Here is a 20,377-nt window from a genome sequence, read left to right as displayed (position 1 = left end):
GCTCGCTAAGAAAGCGCATGCCCGGCCCGCGCTGGCTGGTGATCGCGGTGCCCTACCTGTGGATGCTGCTGTTCTTCGCCATCCCGTTCGCGATCGCACTCAAGATTAGCTTCGCCAGCGCGGCCATCGCCATGCCGCCCTACACCGACCTGTTCACCTGGGCCGGCGACAAGCTGCAGGTCAGCATCAATGTCGGCAACTACCTGTATCTGGTGCGAGACAGTCTTTACGTCAATGCCTACCTGAGCTCGCTGAAGATCGCGACCATTTCCACCCTGCTATGCCTGCTGATCGGCTATCCGATCGCCTACGCCATCGCGCGGATGTCGCCGGCCAACCGCAACATCGCACTGATGCTGGTGATCCTGCCGTCCTGGACCTCCTTCCTGATCCGCATCTATGCCTGGGTCGGCATCCTCAAGAACAACGGGCTGCTCAACAACTTCCTGATGAACATCGGGCTGATCGACCAGCCGCTGCAGATATTGCACACGCCGATCGCCGTCTATATCGGCATCGTCTACGCCTACCTGCCTTTCATGGTGCTTCCGCTGTACGCCAACCTGGTCAAGCACGACCACCGGCTGATTGAAGCCGCGAATGACCTTGGCGCGCGCCCGTGGAAGTCCTTCCTGACCGTCACCTTGCCGCTGTCGAAGGCGGGCATCATCGCCGGCGCCATGCTGGTTTTGATCCCGGTGGTCGGTGAGTTCGTAATTCCGGAGATGCTGGGCGGCGCCGACACGCTGATGATCGGCCGCGTGCTGTGGCAGGAGTTCTTCAACAATCGCGACTGGCCGGTGGCCTCGGCGGTGGCGACCGTGATGTTGGTGCTTCTGATCGTGCCGATCATGATCTTCCATCGCTACCAGTCCAGGGAAATGGAGTCGAAGCTGTCATGAGCCAGGGCCGGAACTCGAAGTTCACCCTGACGATGCTGGGCCTAGGCTTCGTCTTCCTGTACGCGCCGATCCTGAGCCTGATCATCTACTCGTTCAACGAGTCGCGGCTGGTGACGGTGTGGTCTGGTTTTTCCGTGAAGTGGTACGTCGAGCTGTTCCAGGACCAGCAGATGATGGATGCGGCCTGGGTCAGTATCCAGGTGGCGTTCTGGACCGCCTGCGCCTCGGTGGTGCTGGGCACCCTGGCGGCCATGGTGATGACGCGCTTCCGCGACTTCCCCGGTAAGACCCTTTTCGGGGGCCTGATAACCGCCCCGCTGGTGATGCCTGAGGTGATCACCGGCCTGTCGATCCTGCTGCTGTTCGTGTCAATCGGCCCGATCATCGGCATCGGCGAGCAGCGCGGCATGCTCACCATCTGGATTGCCCACGTTACGTTCTGCATGGCATTTGTCACGGTGGTAATCAGCTCGCGCCTGGCGGAGCTGGATCGGTCGCTGGAGGAGGCGGCCATGGACCTGGGCGCCAACCGGCTCAAGGTCTTCTTCGTGATAACGCTGCCGATCATCGCGCCGGCGCTGGTTTCCGGCTGGTTGCTGGCCTTCACGCTGTCGCTGGATGATCTGGTGATCGCCAGCTTCGTCTCGGGACCGTCATCCACCACGCTGCCGATGAAAGTATTCTCCTCGGTGCGACTGGGCGTAAGCCCGAAGATCAATGCGCTGGCCTCACTGATGATCCTGGCGGTCTCGGTGGCGGCGGTGATCGGCTGGTGGGTGATGACCCGCGAGGACAAAAAACGCCAGCGCGACATGCAGCTGGCCCTTCAGAAAGGTTGAGTAATGAGCGTTGAAAACCGAGATCCCTGGACCGGCGAAATTCGCCGCCACCCCAAGCAGACCGATGCTGAGATTGAAAGAATCCTCGCGTCGGCCGAAAAGGCCTTCCCGGCCTGGTCGCGACTGGCCATCGCCCGGCGCGGCGATGTGCTTCGCAAGGTTGCCGCCACGCTGCGCGCGCGCAAGGAGGCCGTCGCCACCGTGATGACGGCCGAGATGGGGAAGCTGCGCCGCGAGGCGCTGGTGGAGGTGGAGAAGTCGGCCGCCGCCTGTGAGTACTACGCCGACAACGCCGCGCGCTACCTGGAAGACACCGCGGTGCGCACCGATGCCCGGCGCAGCTTCGTCAGCTACGAGCCAATCGGCGCGGTGCTGGCGATCATGCCGTGGAATTTTCCGGTCTGGCAGGTGTTCCGTTTCCTTGCGCCCTGCCTGATGGCCGGTAACGTGGCGCTGCTCAAGCACGCCACCAACGTGCCGCAGTGCGCCGACGTGATCAAGGCGGTGCTGGACGAAGCGGGCGTGCCGAATGGCGTGTTCGGTGTGCTTCACATCAACAACGACCAGGCCGCCGATGTGATTGGCGATCCTCGGGTCAAGGCGGTCAGTTTGACCGGCAGCGAGCGCGCGGGGCGCTCGGTCGCCGCCACCGCCGGCAAGCATCTCAAGAAGTGCGTGCTGGAGCTGGGCGGCAGTGATCCGTTCGTCGTGCTTGCCGACGCCGACCTCGAGAAGGCGGTTCCGGCCGCCGTGCAGTCGCGCTTCGGCAACGCTGGCCAGACCTGCATTGCGGCCAAGCGCTTTATCGTGGTCGAAGCGATCGCGGACGAATTCGTTCGTCGTTTCGTCGAAGCCAGCGGCAAGCTGCCGCTTGGCGATCCGAACGACGAGGACAGCGGCCTGGCGCCGATGGCCCGTGCCGACCTGCGCGACGAGCTGCATAAGCAGGTGCAGGCCAGCATCGCGGCCGGCGCCCGCCCGCTGCTGGGCTGCGAGCCTGGGGCAGGGGAGACGCACTACCCGGCATCCATCCTCGACCAGGTCCGTGCCGGCATGCCCGCGTATGACGAGGAGCTGTTCGGTCCCGTGGCCAGCATCCTGCGCGCCGCCAACGAGGCCGAGGCCGTCGCCATGGCCAACGACACCGCGTTCGGCCTCGGCGCCAGCGTCTGGACCCAGGACCGGGACCGCGGCGAAGCGGTGGCCCGGAAGATCGTGGCCGGCGCCTGCTTCGTCAACGCCATCGTCCGCAGCGACGTGCGGCTGCCCTTCGGAGGCACCAAGACCTCCGGCTTTGGTCGCGAGTTGGCCGAGCACGGCATGCGCGAGTTCACCAACATCAAGACCGTTTACGTGGATTGAGCGGGGCCGCGCCGGTGTGAAAACCGGCTAGACTCCTGCGACCGGCGTGGCTCGTGGGGGCGGCCTGCCAGATCACCGGAGAACGAGCTTGAATACGAAGGCACCGCGGCGTTCTGCCGCACTGGTCCTGGGGCTGGCGCTTTGCGCCGGCGGAATGAACGCGCAGGCGCAGGCCGGCTCCGCCGAGGACCTGGCCCAGGTGCAGGCGCTGCTCAGGGACGCCGCCGTGGCTGTGGCCACGGCGCGCGAGGCCTTCGAGCGTGGACAGACCCAGCTGACCAGCGCCCGCAGCAATCTTGAGGCGGCCGAGAAAGCCCGCGACGAGGCCGAGCAGAAAGTCGCCCGCACCGAGTCCCAGGCGGCTCGCGGGCGCCTGACCCGGGCGCAGGTGGACGCCGATCGCGCCCAGGCCGAGCAGGCCAGCGCCGCGGTGGCCGCCGTCCGCGCCGAGATCCAGGCCGCCGAAGCCGACATCAGCGCCAGCCAGGACACCCTGATGGCCGCGAAGGCGGCGGTCGACGCCGCCAGCGCCAGCGCGGCCGCCTACTTGGGCGATTCCGCCGCTGATCCTGCCGAGTAGGGCAAGCGCCGCCTGATCGCGGCGCGCTCCTGGCTCAGGCCGGAGCCGCCGCCGGCGTCGCTGACCTGCTTTCAGCGAATCCGGCGCGACGTACGCGGCTTCGCGCTGTCGTGACCTGGGTCAAGGCGACGAAATCCGCTTTTCTGGACACTGGGCTAGTCTCCAAGGGGAATAGCCATGCAACGGAATTGCTTCGCGGGCGCCAGACCGGTTTCCACGGATGCGGTCGCGGGAGTAGGGCATGGCTAGTCCTGGCGACCTGCGAGCCAAGGCTGCCTTGGCAGCCGCCAATGCCTACGCGCCGTATTCCGGCCTGCACGTCGGTGCTTCGGTGCTGGCGAACAGCGGCAAGATATATAGCGGGTGCAACGTCGAGAACGGTGCGCTACCTATCGGTGGCTGTGCGGAGCGTGCCGCCATCGCCGCCGGCGTTTTGGCCGAAGGCGCCAGTTTCGGCATTGCCGCCATCGCGGTGGTGGCGAGGTCCGAAGACATGTTCATGCCCTCGGTTTCCCCGTGTGGCGCCTGCCGGCAAGCCATCATCGAATTCGGTGCCCGGGCTGAAGTCCAATTTCTTGCTCAAGACGGAACCTGGACGATAGAGGTTGCCAGTGACCTGCTTCCCCACGGGTTCGTACTGCCGTCAGGCTAGCCGGCCCCGGATTCGACAAGACTGTCCAGGACCAGCGCCGTCATGCGTGAAAGCCCTTGTTCGCGCTGATCTGCCGACATATGTTCGCCCCGCTCAAGATGGTCGCTGACCGCCAGTACCGACAGGGCGCGGACGCCCTCGCGCATGGCCAGCCCATAAAGTCCGGCTGATTCCATTTCCACGCCGACGATGCGATGCCGGAGCAGGCGCGCCAGTAATTCTGGATCGCCATCGTAAAAGCAGTCGGTGCTGAATATGTTGGCGACCCGAATGTCCATGCGCTGCTTCAAGGCGGTGCTATAGACACAGCTGAGTAGTCCGAAATCGGCGCTGGCGGCCAGGTCATGATGGCCGAAATGCAGGCGATTGAACCGCGAATCGGTGCTGGCGGCCTGTGCCAACAACATGTCGCCGAGAGCGACATCGCCGATGCCGCCGCAGGTGCCGATGCGAATGATCTGGCGCACGCCGTAAACCCGGGCCAACTCCGTGGCATAGATCGCGCAGGAAGGAATGCCCATGCCGCTGCCCATCACCGACAGGCGAAGCCCCCGATAGTGGCCGGTGTAGGCAAGCATATTGCGTCGCGTATTCACGACGATGGCATCGTCGAGAAACTCCTGTGCGATATGGCGGGCACGCAGGGGATCGCCGGGCAGCAGCACGGTGTCGGCGATGGCGTCGACTTCGGCATCAATATGCGGGGTGGCCATTCTTCTTCACTGGTGGAGGAAACAGCGGCCTGTCGCCAGCGGCGGCAGGGACAAATGCGTGGCCATGCCTTGGCCGATATCCGCGAAACTCTCGCGCCGTCCCAGGTCCCTTGACGCCATTCCCGGAGCCAGCGACAGCAAGGGGATGCACTCGCGGGTGTGGTCGCTGCCCGGCCAGGTAGGATCGCAGCCGTGGTCGGCGCTCAACACTAGCAAGTCATCGCGTTGCATCGCGCCCAGCAGGACCGGCAGGCGGACGTCGAATTGCTCGAGCGCCGCGGCGTAGCCGAACACGTCGCGGCGATGACCATAGACGCTATCGAAATCGACGAAGTTGGTGGCGATGACGCCACCGCGCCCGACCTCGGCCATGGCTGCCACGGTGGCATCGAACAGGGCGTCGTGGCCATGGGCCTGGACGGATCGCGAGATGCCGCGATGGGCGAAAATATCGGAGATCTTGCCAACCGCGATCACCTCACCGCCGGCGGCCACCACGGCATCGAACAAGGTCGGTGCCAGCGGCGGAAGGGCGTAGTCGTGCCGATGGCCAGTGCGAACGAATCCGCTTTGCGCGGTGCCGACAAAGGGCCGGGCGATGACCCTGCCGATGTTGTAGGGCGCCAGCAGCCGTCGCGTCAACTCGCACAGCCGATACAAACGCTCCAGGCCGAACGCGTCCTCATGCGCCGCTATCTGGAACACGGAGTCGGCCGACGTATAGACGATGGGGCAGCCACTGCGCAGGTGCTCGCCACCAAGGCGTTGCAGGATGTCCGTGCCCGACGCCTTGCAGTTTCCAAGCACTCCCGGGATACCGCCTTGCACGACCAGCGCGTCGAGCAAGGACTGGGGAAAGCTGTTCTCGGCGTTTTCGAAAACGCCGAATGGCGTTTCAACCACCACGCCCATTGACTCCCAATGTCCCGAGGGCGTGTCCTTGCCGCAGGAACGTTCGACCGCATGACCCCAGTAACCTTCAGGCGCGGGCATCGACTCGAACCCTGGCGCCGCGGCACCACTGACGCCTGCGTGAGCCTGCGGCAAACCCAGCCGCGTCAGGTTTGGCAGGCGCAGGGGGCCGCGCGATGCATCGGCACAGGCCGCGGCAATGTGGCCGAAGGTGTCCGCGCCGGCGTCGCCGTACTCATACGCGTCGGGCGCAGCGCCAATGCCCAGCGAGTCCAGCACCAGCCATATCACCCGGCTCATGCCGGCGCGCTCGACGGGGTGTGCCACGCCAGAAGTGGCACCGGCGGAGGCGCGCAGTCACTGATCTCGAAGGCGGCGCGTACGAGGCTCGCCGCGGCGCTGGCCTCCTCTTGGTTCCGGGCATGGACCCAGGCCAGCGCTTGGCCACGCGCAACACGGTCACCGCGACCCAGGATGCCCGCAAGGCCGACGCCATGATCCAGCGCCTGGCCGGGGCGGCTCCGTCCGCCGCCAAGGCAGACCACCACCTGGCCCAGCGCTCGCACATCAATCGCGACGACATGCCCAGCTTCGGGCGCAGCCACCGGATGGACCACGGCGGCGCGCGGCAGGTGCTCGCCCGGCCGTTCAAGCAGGTTGGCCGGCCCGCCGAGGGCCGCCACCATGCGTTCGAAACGTTCCGCCGCGGCTCCAGACGCGAGTGCCGCACGAAGACGAACTTCGGCATCCGCGGCATCGGTTGCCAATCCACCCAGGCACAGCAGTCTTCCTGCCAATGCCAGGCTCAATCCAAGCAGGCGATCGCAGCCGCCGCGCCCGCACAATAGGTCGAGGACCGCACGGACTTCGAGCGCGTTGCCCGCCTCGCGCCCCAGTACCTGCCCCATGTCGGTCAAGGCGGCGCTGCACGCTACGCCGCTGCCCTGTGCCACGGCCTGCAGTCGATCCGACAGGGCCCGCGCGGCCGCCATGTCCGGTAGCTGGGCGCCGCTGCCGGTCTTGACGTCCAGCACCAGGGCCTGGGCGCCACCGGCGAGCTTCTTGGACAGGATGGAGGCGACGATCAGGTCCGCCACGTCCACGGTCGCCGTGACATCACGCACGGCGTAAAGGCGACGATCCGCCGGCACCAGGTCATCGCTTTGGCCAACGATGGCGCAGCCGACCTCCGCTACAACGCGCCGCAGCTTCGCGGCCGAAGGGAGCACGTCGTAGCCGGGCAGGCTTTCCAACTTGTCGAGCGTGCCTCCGGTATGGCCTAGGCCGCGTCCGGAGATCATCGGCACATAGCCTCCGCAGGCGGCCAGCAAGGGTGCCAGCAACAGGCTGACGCAGTCGCCCACGCCGCCGGTCGAATGCTTGTCCAGTACCGGCCCCGGCAAATCCGTCCAGCTCAATTGACGGCCGGAATCACGCAGCGCAAACGTGAACTGCCGGCACTCGTCGACATCCATGCCGCGCCAAGCCACGGCCATGGCGAATGCGGCCACCTGGCTTTCGCTCCATTCACCGCCGCCAATGCCCGAGGCAATGGCGCGAAGCTGGCCTTCGTCCAGGCGCTGGCCGTCGCGCTTGCAGCGGATCAGCGCAGTAGGCTGGATGTTCATTCAGGCGCGGCCAACGCAGCGATGATTTCGGCGAAGAGCGAACTGGCACCAATACGGAAGCGCGTCGAGCGAACCCACTCGGCGCCCAGCCGGGATTCGGCCAGCGTCAGGTAGGTAGCGGCGTCGTCCAAAGTCCGGATGCCGCCGGCAGCCTTGAACCCGCAACGCCCACTGGCCGCGGCGATGGAATCGAGCATCCAGGCCGCCGCAGCGGGCGTGGCGTTGATCGCCGCCTTGCCGGTAGACGTTTTCAGGAAGTCCACGCCGGCTTCGATGCCCAGGGCGCAGACCTGGCGTATCGAGTCCTCGCTGGCCAGCTCACCGGTTTCCAGAATCAGCTTCAGCTTCACGTCGCTCTTGCAGGCGGCCCGGCCGGCGTCGACGGCGTCCCGGGCGAGGCTGATGTCGCCACGAAGAAAGGCCCGGTACGGGAACACCATGTCTATTTCATCCGCCCCGGCGGCAATGGCCCGGCGTGTTTCCAAAGCGACCCGCCTCGGATCGCTGCCACCGTCGGGAAAGTTCACCACGGTCGCCACCTTGATCGACGTTCCTTCCATCGCACGGCTCGCCGCCACCACGTGCTCGGGATAGACGCAAATCGCAGCTGGAACGCCATGCGTCGTCTGCGCCGAGGCGCACAGCGCCGCGATTTGCCTGGGACTGTCGTCCTCGCCCAGGCTGGTCAGGTCGAGCAGGGGCAGCAGACGTGCCGCCAGCGTGCGGCGTGAAGAGAAATCGGCGGACACGTGGCGACTCCGGCAAGGACTACAGGCAAGACTAGCGGGCAGAGCCCGCCTGATCCTTGACCTGAGACAAGCCATGGGGCGGTTGTGAGCGCATGGCACCGGACCACCCCGCATCGGCGGGACCCCTGGCCCGGAGCCATGGCGCCAGACGCTTACTCGACAGTGATGCTGCCGTTCATGAGGGCAGAGTGTCCGGGAAAGCTGCAGAAAAACTTGTAGGGACCGCCGCTCTGAATCTTGCTGACGGCAAAGCTGACCGAGGTGGTCTCTCCGCCGCCAATCATGTTGGAAAAGGCGATGACGTTATCGGCGTCGGGCTTGACATAGTTTTGCGCGAGGCCGGCGGCCATGCCGGCGGCTACGACGCTCTGCATGTCTTTCGATGCCGTGATGACCACGTTGTGGCCCATGGCGGCGACCGGCAATTTGCCGGTGTGCCGGAGCGTGATCGTGAAGTCGGTACACGAGGCAGGAACGACGATGGCATTTACGTTGTACTGCATCGCGTCATTGCCTTCTATCTCGATCTCACAGCCCGCGACGGCCGCAACATCGCTGTCGGTCTCAGGAGGCCTGGAGGTAGCCGCCGGACCACTTTCGGTGACCGCTGCCGCCGGAGCACTTTCCATGCTCGGTGACGCCGAATCGGCAGGCGGCGACTTGTCGCCACAGGCGGACAGGGCCAGCACGCACGCGACGGACAACAAGCTAAGTTTCATGTTCATGAAAACTCCTGAGGCGGATTCGGAGGCCCATTGCGAGCGCAACGGATCCTGCACGCATTGATCCAGATCAAGTAGGTGCTGCGTTGCCAGGCTCGCCACACGACGGTTCGCCTACGAAGCCGCTTGTGAAAGCATCTGAGAAACAAGCGTCCTCGCTCAGCCCCCGGGCCAGGAACGTCGGCAGGACATCCTCCACCATCCGGACCGAGCCACAGGCATAAACCTCGAAACCGCTCAGATCAGGATGGTCCGCCAGAATGGCGGCGCTGGCGCGACCGGTCCGACCGCCCCAGGTGCCGCCTGCCTCGCCGGAAAGCACCGCTTCAAGGCGGAAATTGTCGTGGTCGCGCGCCCAGCTTTCGGCCAATTCCAGCAGGTAGAGGTCGCGCAGATGCCGCGCGCCCCAGTACAGCTGTATCGGTCGCTTGATGCCGCGATGGAATGCGTCCTCAAGGATGCTCTTGACCGGAGCGAAGCCCACGGCCGTCGCGATCAGGATGATCGGCTTTTCGCTTTCGCTCAGAGTGAACCGTCCAAACGGGCCCTCGATGCGCAGGCTATCGCCGACCTTCAATGAATTGAACACGCGCGGTGTGAACTGCCCATCGGGCACCAGCCGGATGTGTAGTTCGATGGGGGTGCCGCTGTGCGGCGGGCTGGCGAAAGAAAATGCGCGTCGCTGGCCGTCTTCCAGCACGATGTTGACGTACTGCCCCGCGATGAAGTCGAGGCGAGCACCCGCGGGCAGATCGAGCAGCACTTGCATCACGTCGTCGCTGAGCAAGCGCAGACTCCCGACCTTGGCCTCCAGGCTCAGTACCGGCGTCGCTTTGCCCGGTTCGAGCGACTGTACGTCGATCTCGATCGCCACGTCTTCCAAGGCCGTGGCGCAGCACATCAAGGCCTTTCCACGCGCACGCATGGCGGCATTGAGCACCGCCGGTTGATAGGCGCCTTGATCGATCCGGCCCTGAAGCACGGTGCAGACACAGACGCCGCAGCCGCCATTCCGGCATTCGTAAGGCAGCACCAGGCCCGCGCGCAGGCCGGCATCGAGCAGCGTCTCACCTGGCCGAGCGGAAACCCGGTGGCTGCCGGGATGGAGCTCGAGGCCAAGCTCGCCGCGCGCATCCCGACGACGCAGCGGCAACCAGGGCAGTGCCGCCAACAGCAGGGTGGCAGCCGCAACCAGGGCCCACACCTGCCAGATCGGCATTCGGTAGATCAACGGCAGCAAGCCCAGGTAGAACCAGTCGAGCCCTATCTCAGGCACAGCCGTGCCCAGGTCGGCCGGTCCTCCCTGGCTCAAGGCCGGCTTCAGGACCGAAACCGCCAACAGCATGAGACATATGCCAATTCCGATGGCACGCGGCGGCGTCGTGCTGGCCTTGGGAACGCGCTGTATGTGGACCCACATCAGAAGCAGGGTGAGCAGCGGGGCGCCAATATGCACGAACGCGAGCAAGGAGAAGAAGCGGTCGTCCACGCTGTTGGGATACATGAAGTTGCGCACCAGGCTGCCACCCATGCCCGGCAGCCAGTCGAGCCATTCGAAGCTGGCGACGGTGACGAATTGCGCGAGCCGGTCCCATGGCAGCATGTAGCCGTTGATCCCGCAGACATAGACGAACCAGATCAGGCCTACGCCGGACACCCATGCGAACCAGCGATAGCCACGCATGTGATCGAAGGCGAAGTGGCGCAGCAAGTGGATGAACATGACCAGGACCAGGGCGTCTGATCCGTAGCGATGCACGCTGCGCATTACGCCGCCGATATACCGCTGGTTCTGGGTCAACGCTTCGACCGAGACGTATGCCCCGGTCACGCTGGTATCGAAGAAGATGTAGAGGTAAAGACCGCTGGCGGAGATGAGCCAGAACAGGAAGAAGGCGATCGCGCCCAGGTGATAGAAGGGATTGATGCGGTCGCCGAACGCGCGATTGAACAGCGCCTCGATGCGCATGAAGGTCCAACACAGCAGCCGTTGCGTGGCCTTGATCATGAGGCGGCTGGCTCCCTGGGCACGGGACGCCGCATGGCCTTCACCACCACGACGATGAATAGCAGGCCGCCGAGGATCGCGATGGCCCCGCCGAGTCCCATCAAGGCCATCCCGGCGATTTCCGGCGTGCTGCGCAGCACTTGTTCGGTGCCGGCCACCTTGCGCTGCACGCCATAGCCGCCCGACCACACCAGTCCGACGATATGCATCAGCTGGCCGACGCCGTAGAGCGTGGGTTGCCAGCGCGCCATCCTGCCGGTCGGTGTCCCGTAGCCGAGCCTGGGCAGCAGCAGGTAGACCAGCCCCATCAGGGCCAGGGTCACCCCGACGATTGATCCATGGTAATGCGCGGGAATCTTAACGTTGCTGCCGCTGATGAATATGCCGATGAAGCCTCCGACGGCGAACAGCATGATCGAGGCAGTCAGTGCCGCCTGCAATGGCCGTGCGGCGACCGAAAGCGGTGTGGTCCTGCGCCACAAGGCGAGCACCGTGGCCAGTCCGATTGGCAGGATGGCGAGGCCGCCCCCAAAGCGCATGGCCCAGGTGTGAATCTGGCGATGCTCGACTGAAGCGACATCGTGGGCCAGGTAGGCATAGGGCGTGGCGAAGACGCCGACCAGCGCCAGCCCGAACATCGCCAGCACCAGCCGCGGGCTCATCGGAATCCGCGCACCCGTAGCGCTCGCCAACCAGAGCCAGGCGACCAGCATCAGTAGCGTCCAGACGAACTGCAGGGCATGCCCGCCGCCCCAGAACAGGATCTCGTAGTAAGCGCTGCCGTCCAGGTCCATCGGTACCAGCGCCAGCGACCAGGCGAAGGCCAGAAGCGCGACGGCGGCGGCCACGGCGGCGGCGGACAGTCCGAAGCGCAGGGCGGCCGCGCCGCTCAGTGCGAGCCCGGGTCTTGCCCCCGCCCACAGACTCCACAGCACCAGGATGCCGGTGCCCACGGCGAACAATGACAGGCCGCCTAGGAACATCGGGCCGTCGAGAACCGGCACGTAGTTCGCCATGACCGGCTCGCCCCGGCCAATGAACGGTGCCAGCGCCATGATCGCGGTTCCGGTGCCGCAAAGGACCAGGGCGGCCCAGCCCGCGCCGGCGGCCCGGCGGCTGGCGGCCACCGTCCACAACAGGCCGGCTACCGACACGAACCAGACCAGCACGGACAGGTCGACATGCACCACCAGGGCGACACGGAAGAAACTCTGGACCGGCAACCATTGGTTGATGACGGGAGATCGCGACAAAACCAGCAGGATCGAGAACACGCCAGAGCCCACCAGGGCGAACAGGCCCAGTGCGAGCCAGGTTCGGGCCAGGGTCCGGTCGGCACCGTGCACCAGGTCGAGCGCATAGTCATGGCCGCCGACGCATTGAGCAAACGCCGGCGTCGCGGGGCACGGATCGATTTCAAGCGATCGGCTCATCGAAAGGTGATTTCCTGTTGTTCGGAGTCGAAGTCGAGCACCAGGATCTCCGAGGGGCGCAGGTCAACCACTTCCTCTCTGGCATAGTCGAAGCCGTCGCGGCGATTGCTGTCGCGCAACCGGACGGAAACTCGGTGCCTGCCTACTGGCACAGGCATTCGCCGATACAGCTTGGCAGACCCGTCGCGCGACAACCCCGACGCCTCGGCCCGCTGCTGGAGAACGGTCTTTCCATCGATGTCGACTTCGACCAGCAGCGGCGCGCGTTCGCGAGGACAGCGCGTAGGCACCCGCATGGTGGGTGGCAGGCTGGCCAGCTCTTCAGGCGTTTGTTCGCGGCAGGGCTGCAGTCGCTTGCCGTGATGGGCGATGCTGATGGTGATCAGCGCCTCGTCCGGCTGCAGCGGATGAAAGTTGGGCCACGAGGAGAATAGGGCGATTACACCCGCGAAAATGGCGTATAGCGCGATCTGGGCGGCCGAGGTGGCGGCTTGGCGGGGGCTGATCATGGTTTGGGCCGGCGCTCCGTCAGTCAGTCCGCTGCCAGGCGCTTGGACCGTCGGCGGTTTCGCCATTCCGACAAGACCAGCCAAAGCATAGCCAACACGAAAGTAATGCCTCCCGCGAACTCCATGTAGAGCGTGTAGTCGGTCTGGTACGTCCCGGTAACGGGGTCGTAGACCGAGCACAGGATGCGGACTCGACCCAGCAGGTCGCCCCAGTCCTGGGTATCGGTGAGCAGGTTTCCAGTAATCAGTTGCTTTAAGGGCTCGCCAAGCGAGTCGGCGGCAAAGCCATCGCCGTAGACCTGTCGATAGATGCGACCCTCGGCATCGAGGATGCTCACCTGCAGGGTGTGCTCGAAACCGATCGGTGTCTTTGCATAGCTGAAGCCGAAATCACGCGCGAGGCTTGGCACGTCTTCGGCGCGTGGACTCAGGAAACGCCAGTTGGCCGCGTCAATGCGCTGCTGTTTCGCGAAGATCCCCAGCGATGCCGGCGAATCGGTTGGCTGGTCGAATCCGATGCTTACGATGTTGAACTGATCGTTTCCGAAGCGCGCCCTCATGCTCTTTACCGCGCCGCTCAACGCGCGCGAGTTGGTCGGGCAGACTTGGAAGCAACCGGTGTAAATGAAATTCACCAGAAGCGGTTTTCCGAGGTATTCGGCCAGGGAAGCCGGACGCTGGTCCTGGTCGATCATCACGTGGTCCGTGGGCTTCGTCCCGACCACTGAGTGACTGAGCGCGAAGGCGGCGTCCTGGTCCAGCCCGAAGCCCGCTGGCTTGGAAACGTCCGTGGCGTCGGAGCGCGAGGCAGCCAACGCGCTGCTGGCCTCGACCGCCGCCGCCGGGCCAACTTGCCCTGCGCCTACGAGCGCAAGCAGAGCGAGTAAGCCCGTCGTCCCTGTTCGGGTGTGTAGCCGGCAGACACGATGGCGGGGCGCCGTCGCCATGCTGCTCACCGCATCATCGAGTCAAGGCAGGCGCCGGCAAGCAGCAGCGACAACTGCAGCAACGAAGCCAGGAAGCTTCCCATGGCAGTGCTCCGGTCCGGCGCCCGATCCAGCGCGCGGGCCTTGATCAGGAAGTAGATGCCACCGGTAGCGGCGCCGGCGAAATATATCGGCCCCGCGCCGAACAGCATCGGCAACATCGAGGCCAGCACGAGTGCGATGGTCGATGCCAGCACGATGCGTGCCGTGCGGGGAATGCCGACCACGACCGGCAACATCGGGATGCCGGCCGCGCGGTATTCGCCTTGGTAGGCGATGGCCAGGCTCCAGAAATGTGGCGGCGTCCAGAGCAGCAGCACCAGGGCCAGGATCAGTCCTGCCGGCCCCACCGACGGGTCAGCCGCAGCGGCCCCGGCCAGCGCGGCGAAGCTGCCCGCCAGTCCACCGATGACGATATTCCAGGCCGATCGCCGCTTGAGCCAGACCGTATAGACGCCCGCATAGAAGAACGCGCCCAGGAACACGAACAGGGCCGAGACCGGATTCAGGACCCAGGCCGCCGCGCCCACGGCAATCGCCAGCATCGCGCCCATCAGCCAAAGCCAGCCTGGCCCGGCGGCAATCGCTCCGCTGGCGAAGGCACGGTCCCGGGTGCGGACCATCAGGCGATCGGTCTTTCGTTCGTAGTACTGGTTGAACGCCCCGGCGCTGGCCGACGCGACCAGTACTGACAGCGCGAGCACCAGCCGTTCGATCCAATCCAGTGGCCGGCCCGGAGTAACCACCATGCCCACCACTGCCGTGATCATGATCAGGCTGCCGATGCGCAGCTTGAACAGGCTCAGCACCGTGCGTGCCCGGAAGGACAGGCTGATGTCGGCGATGGGGGACGTGATGCTCATGGCATAGGGCCTGCCGGCACCCGGGGGCTCAGCTCAATCCCCAGAGCGTGGACAGATACTTCCAGTTGACGAAGTAGTAGAGGACGAAGGACACCAGGAACACCATCGCCAGCACGAACGTGCCTGGGGCCGCAAAGCCGATCGATCCGTAGGTTTGCACGACGGCAGAAGGGGCCGTTGGCGGGATCGGTGTGGGTGCTTTGCTGGTGATGCCGCCATCAAGCTTCTTGCCCCACAAAAGCGATCCGACCGTGACGTAGATGTAGATGGCGCCACCGGCGATTGCCGCCACGCCAGACACACCAACCAGGCCCATCAGCAGATAGGCAGTGCCCGGCCATTCGTAGGCCAGCGCCGCGCCGCTGAAGGACATGTCCCAGTGCCGGCGCGAGACACCCAGGGTGCCGGCACCCATCATCACCAGGCAGAAGAAGTACATGGACAGACCAAACAGGTAGGGCTGCCACCGTGCCAGCGCCGGGCTGATGATCTCGCGCTTGAACAGCACCGGGATCAGGAAGTAGGTCAATGCCATGAACGACAAGGTGGTGCCCACCACCACGGTCGCGTGGAAATGCCCGGGGACATAGATCGTGTTGTGGATGATCATGTTGAGCTGCTCAGTGCCCATCATGACGCCGGAAATGCCGCCCAGGAAGCCGAAGCCGATGATCGAGATGAATACGCCGGAGAACGCCGGGTTGCCCCAAGGCGCCTTGCGCAACCATTCGAACAGTCCCTTGTTGTAACCCTTTTGTCGTTGCGCGACTTCTATCGCGCCGGGGATGGTCAGGCCGTGGATCATCGAGGCCAGCACCGCGAAGTACATGAAATAGCTGGTATTGACCACCTTCCACTCAGTGCTCATGCCCGGGTCGGCCAGCAGGTGGTGGGCGCTCGCCAACTGCAAGAACAAGATGTAGAGCAGGAATGCGCCGCGGCTGACCCGCTCGGACATCGGCTTGGCGCCGAACACGATCGCAGCGACCGCGTACCAGATCGAAATGTGCACCGCGACGTTGATCTGCTGCGAGGAATGGCCGAAAGCCCACCAGATGGTGCGGTAGATCAACGGGTCGACCGCGTCGATGACTCCGATTGACAGCAGGTAGGTGGGAATCAGGATGATGGCGCCGGAAACAATGGTGAACACGGCGATGATGCAGGCGGTGATGGCGCCGAACGTCACCAGCGGCACCGATCCCTGGTAGGTCTTGTCGCGCTTGGCGACGACCAGTGTGCCGAGGAAAACGAAGCAGGCGATCAGGGCGCCGACCGCGAACAGGATAAGGCCGAGATAGAACGACGGCGCCGCCATCATCGGGACGTACGAGGTCATCATGACGCTGGAGGCGCCCTGGTAGACCGCGTAGTTGTTCATGATGGCGCCGACCATCATCATTGCGAACGAAGCCCAGGCCAGTCTCGGCGTGGCCAGTCGGCAGCGCAACAGCGTCGACGAGCAGAAGTAGAGCACCGCCATCTCGAAGAAGATGATCCAGAAGATCAGCATGTCGATGCCGTGCGCGGTCAGCACCTGGTAGAAGGTGGCGGCTTCAAGCCAGTGCACCGAGGGCCAGCGCGTCAACACCACGCCGATTGCCAGGATGCCGCCGAGCAAGAGGAACACCACGGCTGCGACCGCGTTGGCGATCATCAGCTTTTCCGCTTGCGCCTCGAACTGCAGGCCGGAGCGCGGACAGGTCCGGTAGATGGTTGCATGCGACATGTCAGGCGCCCCTTATTTGACGTAGATGCGGCCGACCATGGTGTGATGGCCGAACCCGCAGTATTCGTTGCAGACCACCGAGAAAGTGCCGCTCTGGTTGGGCGTGACTGTCACCACATGCTCGTAGCCCGGCACGATCTGGATGTTGATGTTCGCGGGCTGCAGCGAAAAACCGTGGTTGTAGTCCATCGACGTCATGTGCAGGCGATAGGTCTTGTCTTTCTCGAGCTCGAGAATCGGCCAATAGCTCCAAAGCCGGGCGATCAGGTACACGTCGCTGCCCGGTGGGGGAGCCACTACGGGGGTCTCAGCGTCGGTTTCGACACGTACGGTGTACTGGTCGACCATTGCCTGGGCCTTCAAGGCGAACGCTTCCGGCGTGGTCTTGTAGGTCTCGGTGGAGAGGTTCTGGTTGCCGTAGATGTGCCAGCCAACCATCATGAAGAACATGATCATGCACCACACGAACGCGATCGCGATCCAGGTTCCTTCGACGCGGTCGATAGGGTGCTTCCACCACAATCGTTCGGCAGGCGGCAAAATTGCGGTCATGGCTTTTCCCCGAAAATTGGCGAAATTGCGGTCTTATTTCGCGAGCGGAATCGTGAGGATGTCGATGACTCCCCAGAGGACGTAGACAATCATCGGGATCATCACTCCCAGAAAAAGCAGCAGGAATGGGTTGTCCAGCAATTGCTGGATCCATGGGACCTTGGAGTCGTCGTCTGCTTCGTCCGAATCGCGCGGTTCGTCACTCATGGCGACTCTCCTGATAGTGCGAGCGCATGCAAATCCCCTTGCCGACGCTGGAACCCGCCATCGGGAGACGACTGATGTCATCAGCCCAGACCTATGGCGAAAGACTGAGATGGCCCACCTTTACTGGTCGCATCCAGCCCCGTCCTTGACCTGGATCAACTAACCTCTAATCCCCAGCAGGAGTCAGCCCGCGCCCCGGTGCCGCTCAGTCGGGCTTGCCGCTGCCGACTTCGGAGTGTTGTTGCAGCGCCTGGAACCGCCGCAGCATCTGCGCCGGGTCATGCGGCGAGGGAAGCGCGCCCACCAAGCTGCCCGCCGGGTCGACGACCATGATCGATGTAGTGTGTTCAAAGCTGATGCCGCCGCTCTCGTCCTCGTGACTGGCGTAATAGACGGCCATCGAGCCGGCCAGCTTGGCAAGCTCTTCGCCCTCGTCCAGGAGCCCGATGAATTCCGGGTCGAAGTAGCCCAGGTATGGCCCCAATTTCTCGGCGGTGTCGCGATCGGGGTCCACCGTCACGAACACGAAGCGATGGCGGGCGGCCGCCGGGTCGGTTTCCAGCAGCTCACGGCGGAATGCCTGCAGGGACTGCAGGGTGGTCGGACAAACGTCCGGGCACTGCAGGAATCCGAAGAACACGAAGTTCCATTGTCCTTCGAAGGACCGTTCGTCGAAGCTGTCACCAAGGTGGGTGCGCATTCGAAACGGCGCCACCGGCCGCGCCACCGGCCACAGCACGGACTGAAGCTCGGGTGAGACGGCGGCCACCGGTCCGGATGACTGCAGCCAGGCCCACAGCGCTACGGCCAGACCGACGGCGGCGAGCAAGGGCACGATCCAGCGCGATGAGGATTTCAGCATTGAATGGGTGTCCGCAGCGGTGCGGTGTGCACTTTTCATGCGCAGGATGCGCGGCGCCAGCAGCCAACGCATTGACCTGGATCAGATGCGAGCCCGGATTGCGCCGGGGTTCGGCATGCCTGAAGATCGCCTGGCATTCCTTTTGAAGCCGCGCCACGCCAATGGATTCCGCCAGTATCCTTCCGCACGTCAATGCCACGCTCAACGGGATATTGATCATCCTGCTGGTCGTTGCCCGGGTGCTGGTCGCCAAGGGCCGCGTCGAGGCGCACCGCGTCGCGATGCTGTCGGCATTGGCCGTAGCCGCCCTTTTCCTGCTTTCCTACATCGTCTACCACCTCTCGGCCCCCATCTTCGTCTTCCGGGGCCAGGGTGTTGTTCGGACCGCGTATTACATCCTGCTGATCAGTCACGTGATTCTGGCGGCCGCATCTTTGCCGCTGATACTGGTGACGGCCTGGTTCGGCCTGAAGCGAATCGTTCCTCGGCATACCCGCTGGGCACGGTGGACGTGGCCGATCTGGATGTACGTGTCGCTTACCGGGGTTGCGGTTTATCTGATGCTGTACCTGATCAGGCACTGACCCAAGCAGTAGGCGTCAGTCCTTTGCCCGCAGATCGGATGATCCCGCGACATGCCGGAGCAGCCTCGACAAGGCACAAAAAAGGCCGGAATGCCTTTCGCGGCTTTCCGGCCTTTCCTGATCCTGCATGATTCGTGTTGAATCACTGTATTGGTGGAGGTGGGGTGGGGGGAACGGCCCTGCCTCGCTATCTCTTACAAGTTATTGAATATATAGGGAAAGGAGGAACTGACTCTACCCTTAAAGGTGATACCGCGAACGATACCCACCTCTTCTCAGTCAAGCAACTCGGAGGCTGACGCGTTTGCCCGTCCGATTGACTAACTCAACCAGCGTGTCGATGCTGAACTTGCCCACCTTGTGCCTGACGATATCTGAAACACGGGGTCGGGATACCAACAGGATCTCTGCTGCTTCCTGCTGTTTCAGGTCTTTTTCCTTTATCCAGACCGCAATTTCTTCCGCCAATTCCTCTCTGATTGAGAGTTTCTGCGACACGGTGGCGTGCGCCTGAGCGTGCATACGCTGCGCATCGTCCTTACCGAATCCCAGGTCTTGGAAGATATTGCCGCCGGCGCGCGTGACGTGCGCGACCCCATGTTCGTCTGGCTTCTTCATCTTCATTTCTTCTTTCTCCCAGCGTCTTCCAGTTTTGCAGCTGCGTAGCGCTTTTTAGCCAGATCAATGTCGGTCTGCGAGGTCTGGTTCGTCTTCTTTTGAAAGCTATGCAGCGCATAAACGCCGCTTTCAAACTTGACTACGTAAATGACCCGATACCAACCGTCCTTGTCTTGAAGACGAATCTCAGCGGCACCTGCACCAACCTGCGACATTGGCGCCCAATCATCCGGTTCTAGACCAAATTGAACTTGACTGAGTTGGTGACCTGCTTCTGCGCGAACTGCCTCGGGAAACTCGATCAAGTCTTCCCTCGATGAGCCCATCCAGTAGAGGTCCCGTTCCTTGTCCTTGTGCTCAGGCGTTAGCGATGATGTGGACTGCTTGTGCGCAGCTTGCTTTGTAGATGCTGCTTTGGTTGTCGATCGTTTGTGCTTGTCGGCCATTGTATAAAGTCTTATACGCCCTGTCTATGTGGGCTTTCATCACCTGTTTAGCTGACTTTGTGGGTGTTTGGCAATGAGAAAACCCGCCAAAAATTAATGACTTGCGCGTCCCTTGGCCAGGGTCAGGTCTCAGGCATTCCTATTGCGCTCAGCCTCTCGTTCAGAAAACCAGCAGAGGCCCCGCTCTCGTGCCTTGGAGGCGCTGTCGGGGTAGCGGGCCCGTTGCAGCACTATTGACCGTAGCCAACCGCACAGCTCGGCTGCGTCTAGGTCACCTGCCTGCGCAGCAATCACGACACCCCCGAGCATGATCTTTCGATGCGCGTCTGCGCTGCGCAGCAGCGCAGCGATGGCCCTTGCTTCCTCCCGTTTCACCGTTTTGCGTGCGCGTGCCTGTAATGACCCAGCGGTTCCTGCACAGGTCAGGCCGCTAAAGCATACGCCTCGGCGGGTGTCTTCATGCCGAGCGCCTGGTGCGGGCGCCGGTGGTTGTAGAACTGGATCCAGTCGCCGATCGCGCG

The 20,377-nt window shown here is 63.8% G+C and carries 23 protein-coding genes and 1 pseudogene; 6 read left to right on the top strand and 18 right to left on the bottom strand.

Translation table 11 applies throughout. The annotated features are described in order from the left end of the window. Window positions 1-17 precede the first annotated feature (17 nt). The 5 genes from ACYVGY_RS13215 (at window position 18) to ACYVGY_RS13195 (ending at window position 4,335) form a co-directional block, all read left to right on the top strand. Window positions 18-902: an ABC transporter permease subunit gene (locus tag ACYVGY_RS13215; RefSeq protein ID WP_460457967.1), complete on the top strand. Its 885-nt coding sequence runs from the start codon at window positions 18-20 to the stop codon at window positions 900-902. Beyond that, window positions 899-1,741, top strand: a complete 843-nt coding sequence (locus ACYVGY_RS13210; protein ID WP_460457966.1) for an ABC transporter permease subunit — start codon at window positions 899-901, stop codon at window positions 1,739-1,741. The genes ACYVGY_RS13215 and ACYVGY_RS13210 overlap by 4 nt, the downstream gene beginning before the upstream one ends. A 3-nt stretch (window positions 1,742-1,744) precedes the next feature. Then, window positions 1,745-3,103 (top strand): NAD-dependent succinate-semialdehyde dehydrogenase, encoded by a 1,359-nt coding sequence (locus tag ACYVGY_RS13205; RefSeq protein WP_460457965.1) that lies wholly within the window; start codon window positions 1,745-1,747, stop codon window positions 3,101-3,103. 88 nt (window positions 3,104-3,191) lie between these two features. After that, window positions 3,192-3,683: a hypothetical protein gene (locus ACYVGY_RS13200; protein ID WP_460457964.1), complete on the top strand. Its 492-nt coding sequence runs from the start codon at window positions 3,192-3,194 to the stop codon at window positions 3,681-3,683. 241 nt (window positions 3,684-3,924) lie between these two features. Then, window positions 3,925-4,335: a cytidine deaminase gene (locus ACYVGY_RS13195; protein ID WP_460457963.1), complete on the top strand. Its 411-nt coding sequence runs from the start codon at window positions 3,925-3,927 to the stop codon at window positions 4,333-4,335. On the opposite strand, the gene deoD is transcribed toward ACYVGY_RS13195, so the two are convergent. The 14 genes from deoD to ACYVGY_RS13125 all read right to left on the bottom strand — a co-directional run bounded on the left by deoD (window position 4,332) and on the right by ACYVGY_RS13125 (window position 18,280). Beyond that, window positions 4,332-5,048 (bottom strand): purine-nucleoside phosphorylase, encoded by a 717-nt coding sequence (gene deoD / locus ACYVGY_RS13190; RefSeq protein ID WP_460457962.1) that lies wholly within the window; start codon window positions 5,046-5,048, stop codon window positions 4,332-4,334. The genes ACYVGY_RS13195 and deoD overlap by 4 nt on opposite strands. A gap of 6 nt (window positions 5,049-5,054) precedes the next feature. After that, window positions 5,055-6,287: a phosphopentomutase gene (locus ACYVGY_RS13185; RefSeq protein WP_460457961.1), complete on the bottom strand. Its 1,233-nt coding sequence runs from the start codon at window positions 6,285-6,287 to the stop codon at window positions 5,055-5,057. Beyond that, window positions 6,257-7,588: a thymidine phosphorylase gene (locus ACYVGY_RS13180; RefSeq protein ID WP_460457960.1), complete on the bottom strand. Its 1,332-nt coding sequence runs from the start codon at window positions 7,586-7,588 to the stop codon at window positions 6,257-6,259. The genes ACYVGY_RS13185 and ACYVGY_RS13180 overlap by 31 nt, the downstream gene beginning before the upstream one ends. Continuing rightward, a complete protein-coding gene (deoC, locus tag ACYVGY_RS13175) occupies window positions 7,585-8,337 on the bottom strand; it encodes a deoxyribose-phosphate aldolase (protein ID WP_460457959.1) in 753 nt (250 codons plus the stop codon). The genes ACYVGY_RS13180 and deoC overlap by 4 nt, the downstream gene beginning before the upstream one ends. Before the next feature lie 152 nt (window positions 8,338-8,489). Continuing rightward, complete coding sequence (gene azu / locus ACYVGY_RS13170; RefSeq protein ID WP_460457958.1) at window positions 8,490-9,062, bottom strand: azurin; 573 nt, start codon at window positions 9,060-9,062, stop codon at window positions 8,490-8,492. Window positions 9,063-9,129: 67 nt separating this feature from the next. Continuing rightward, window positions 9,130-11,028 (bottom strand): 2Fe-2S iron-sulfur cluster-binding protein, encoded by a 1,899-nt coding sequence (locus ACYVGY_RS13165; protein ID WP_460457957.1) that lies wholly within the window; start codon window positions 11,026-11,028, stop codon window positions 9,130-9,132. Between the two features lie 35 nt (window positions 11,029-11,063). Further along, the gene (locus tag ACYVGY_RS13160; RefSeq protein ID WP_460457956.1) at window positions 11,064-12,500 is read right to left on the bottom strand and encodes a cbb3-type cytochrome c oxidase subunit I; all 1,437 of its coding nucleotides are present in this window, start codon (window positions 12,498-12,500) and stop codon (window positions 11,064-11,066) included. Then, window positions 12,497-13,009, bottom strand: coding sequence for a hypothetical protein (locus ACYVGY_RS13155; protein WP_460457955.1), 513 nt, complete (start codon window positions 13,007-13,009; stop codon window positions 12,497-12,499). Before ACYVGY_RS13155 ends, ACYVGY_RS13160 begins: the two co-directional genes overlap by 4 nt. Window positions 13,010-13,032: 23 nt before the next feature. Continuing rightward, entirely contained in the window at window positions 13,033-13,824 is a 792-nt protein-coding gene (locus tag ACYVGY_RS13150; RefSeq protein ID WP_460457954.1) for an SCO family protein, read from the bottom strand. A gap of 137 nt (window positions 13,825-13,961) precedes the next feature. Then, window positions 13,962-14,858, bottom strand: coding sequence for a heme o synthase (cyoE, locus tag ACYVGY_RS13145; protein WP_460457953.1), 897 nt, complete (start codon window positions 14,856-14,858; stop codon window positions 13,962-13,964). Between the two features lie 28 nt (window positions 14,859-14,886). Beyond that, window positions 14,887-16,587, bottom strand: a complete 1,701-nt coding sequence (locus ACYVGY_RS13140; RefSeq protein ID WP_460457952.1) for a cbb3-type cytochrome c oxidase subunit I — start codon at window positions 16,585-16,587, stop codon at window positions 14,887-14,889. Between the two features lie 12 nt (window positions 16,588-16,599). Next, the gene (locus ACYVGY_RS13135; RefSeq protein ID WP_460457951.1) at window positions 16,600-17,139 is read right to left on the bottom strand and encodes a hypothetical protein; all 540 of its coding nucleotides are present in this window, start codon (window positions 17,137-17,139) and stop codon (window positions 16,600-16,602) included. Between the two features lie 33 nt (window positions 17,140-17,172). Next, window positions 17,173-17,346, bottom strand: coding sequence for a hypothetical protein (locus ACYVGY_RS13130; RefSeq protein ID WP_460457950.1), 174 nt, complete (start codon window positions 17,344-17,346; stop codon window positions 17,173-17,175). Between the two features lie 205 nt (window positions 17,347-17,551). Continuing rightward, window positions 17,552-18,280 (bottom strand): SCO family protein, encoded by a 729-nt coding sequence (locus ACYVGY_RS13125; protein WP_460457949.1) that lies wholly within the window; start codon window positions 18,278-18,280, stop codon window positions 17,552-17,554. 89 nt (window positions 18,281-18,369) lie between these two features. Between ACYVGY_RS13125 and ACYVGY_RS13120 the strand changes: the two genes are divergently transcribed. Then, the gene (locus ACYVGY_RS13120) at window positions 18,370-18,792 is read left to right on the top strand and encodes a DUF420 domain-containing protein (protein ID WP_460457948.1); all 423 of its coding nucleotides are present in this window, start codon (window positions 18,370-18,372) and stop codon (window positions 18,790-18,792) included. 279 nt (window positions 18,793-19,071) lie between these two features. Here ACYVGY_RS13120 and ACYVGY_RS13115 read toward each other — a convergent pair whose 3' ends face one another. The 4 genes and pseudogenes from ACYVGY_RS13115 to ACYVGY_RS13100 all read right to left on the bottom strand — a co-directional run. After that, window positions 19,072-19,416, bottom strand: coding sequence for a helix-turn-helix domain-containing protein (locus ACYVGY_RS13115; protein ID WP_460457947.1), 345 nt, complete (start codon window positions 19,414-19,416; stop codon window positions 19,072-19,074). Further along, window positions 19,413-19,856, bottom strand: coding sequence for a type II toxin-antitoxin system RelE/ParE family toxin (locus tag ACYVGY_RS13110; protein WP_460457946.1), 444 nt, complete (start codon window positions 19,854-19,856; stop codon window positions 19,413-19,415). The genes ACYVGY_RS13115 and ACYVGY_RS13110 overlap by 4 nt, the downstream gene beginning before the upstream one ends. A 129-nt stretch (window positions 19,857-19,985) precedes the next feature. Then, window positions 19,986-20,231: a conjugal transfer protein TraD gene (traD, locus tag ACYVGY_RS13105; RefSeq protein WP_460457945.1), complete on the bottom strand. Its 246-nt coding sequence runs from the start codon at window positions 20,229-20,231 to the stop codon at window positions 19,986-19,988. Window positions 20,232-20,281: 50 nt separating this feature from the next. Next, window positions 20,282-20,377, bottom strand: a pseudogene (locus ACYVGY_RS13100) (integrase core domain-containing protein); the annotation flags it as partial.

The organism is Arenimonas alkanexedens, assembly GCF_054781355.1.
The sequence above is the reverse complement of the archived record's forward strand: the minus strand, read 5'-3'. Positions and strand labels throughout refer to the sequence as shown.

What these genes read in the sequence shown, in the direction of transcription:
- ACYVGY_RS13215 (WP_460457967.1), top strand. Translation starts at nt 18, where the DNA reads ATGCCCGGCCCGCGCTGGCTGGTGATCGCGGTGCCCTACCTGTGGATG.
- ACYVGY_RS13210 (WP_460457966.1), top strand. Translation starts at nt 899, where the DNA reads ATGAGCCAGGGCCGGAACTCGAAGTTCACCCTGACGATGCTGGGCCTA.
- ACYVGY_RS13205 (WP_460457965.1), top strand. Translation starts at nt 1,745, where the DNA reads ATGAGCGTTGAAAACCGAGATCCCTGGACCGGCGAAATTCGCCGCCAC.
- ACYVGY_RS13195 (WP_460457963.1), top strand. Translation starts at nt 3,925, where the DNA reads ATGGCTAGTCCTGGCGACCTGCGAGCCAAGGCTGCCTTGGCAGCCGCC.
- deoD (WP_460457962.1), bottom strand. Translation starts at nt 5,048, where the DNA reads ATGGCCACCCCGCATATTGATGCCGAAGTCGACGCCATCGCCGACACC.
- ACYVGY_RS13180 (WP_460457960.1), bottom strand. Translation starts at nt 7,588, where the DNA reads ATGAACATCCAGCCTACTGCGCTGATCCGCTGCAAGCGCGACGGCCAG.
- azu (WP_460457958.1), bottom strand. Translation starts at nt 9,062, where the DNA reads ATGAACATGAAACTTAGCTTGTTGTCCGTCGCGTGCGTGCTGGCCCTG.
- ACYVGY_RS13165 (WP_460457957.1), bottom strand. Translation starts at nt 11,028, where the DNA reads ATGCGCATCGAGGCGCTGTTCAATCGCGCGTTCGGCGACCGCATCAAT.
- ACYVGY_RS13160 (WP_460457956.1), bottom strand. Translation starts at nt 12,500, where the DNA reads ATGAGCCGATCGCTTGAAATCGATCCGTGCCCCGCGACGCCGGCGTTT.
- ACYVGY_RS13155 (WP_460457955.1), bottom strand. Translation starts at nt 13,009, where the DNA reads ATGATCAGCCCCCGCCAAGCCGCCACCTCGGCCGCCCAGATCGCGCTA.
- cyoE (WP_460457953.1), bottom strand. Translation starts at nt 14,858, where the DNA reads ATGAGCATCACGTCCCCCATCGCCGACATCAGCCTGTCCTTCCGGGCA.
- ACYVGY_RS13140 (WP_460457952.1), bottom strand. Translation starts at nt 16,587, where the DNA reads ATGTCGCATGCAACCATCTACCGGACCTGTCCGCGCTCCGGCCTGCAG.
- ACYVGY_RS13135 (WP_460457951.1), bottom strand. Translation starts at nt 17,139, where the DNA reads ATGACCGCAATTTTGCCGCCTGCCGAACGATTGTGGTGGAAGCACCCT.
- ACYVGY_RS13130 (WP_460457950.1), bottom strand. Translation starts at nt 17,346, where the DNA reads ATGAGTGACGAACCGCGCGATTCGGACGAAGCAGACGACGACTCCAAG.
- ACYVGY_RS13125 (WP_460457949.1), bottom strand. Translation starts at nt 18,280, where the DNA reads ATGCGTTGGCTGCTGGCGCCGCGCATCCTGCGCATGAAAAGTGCACAC.
- ACYVGY_RS13120 (WP_460457948.1), top strand. Translation starts at nt 18,370, where the DNA reads ATGGATTCCGCCAGTATCCTTCCGCACGTCAATGCCACGCTCAACGGG.
- ACYVGY_RS13115 (WP_460457947.1), bottom strand. Translation starts at nt 19,416, where the DNA reads ATGAAGATGAAGAAGCCAGACGAACATGGGGTCGCGCACGTCACGCGC.
- ACYVGY_RS13110 (WP_460457946.1), bottom strand. Translation starts at nt 19,856, where the DNA reads ATGGCCGACAAGCACAAACGATCGACAACCAAAGCAGCATCTACAAAG.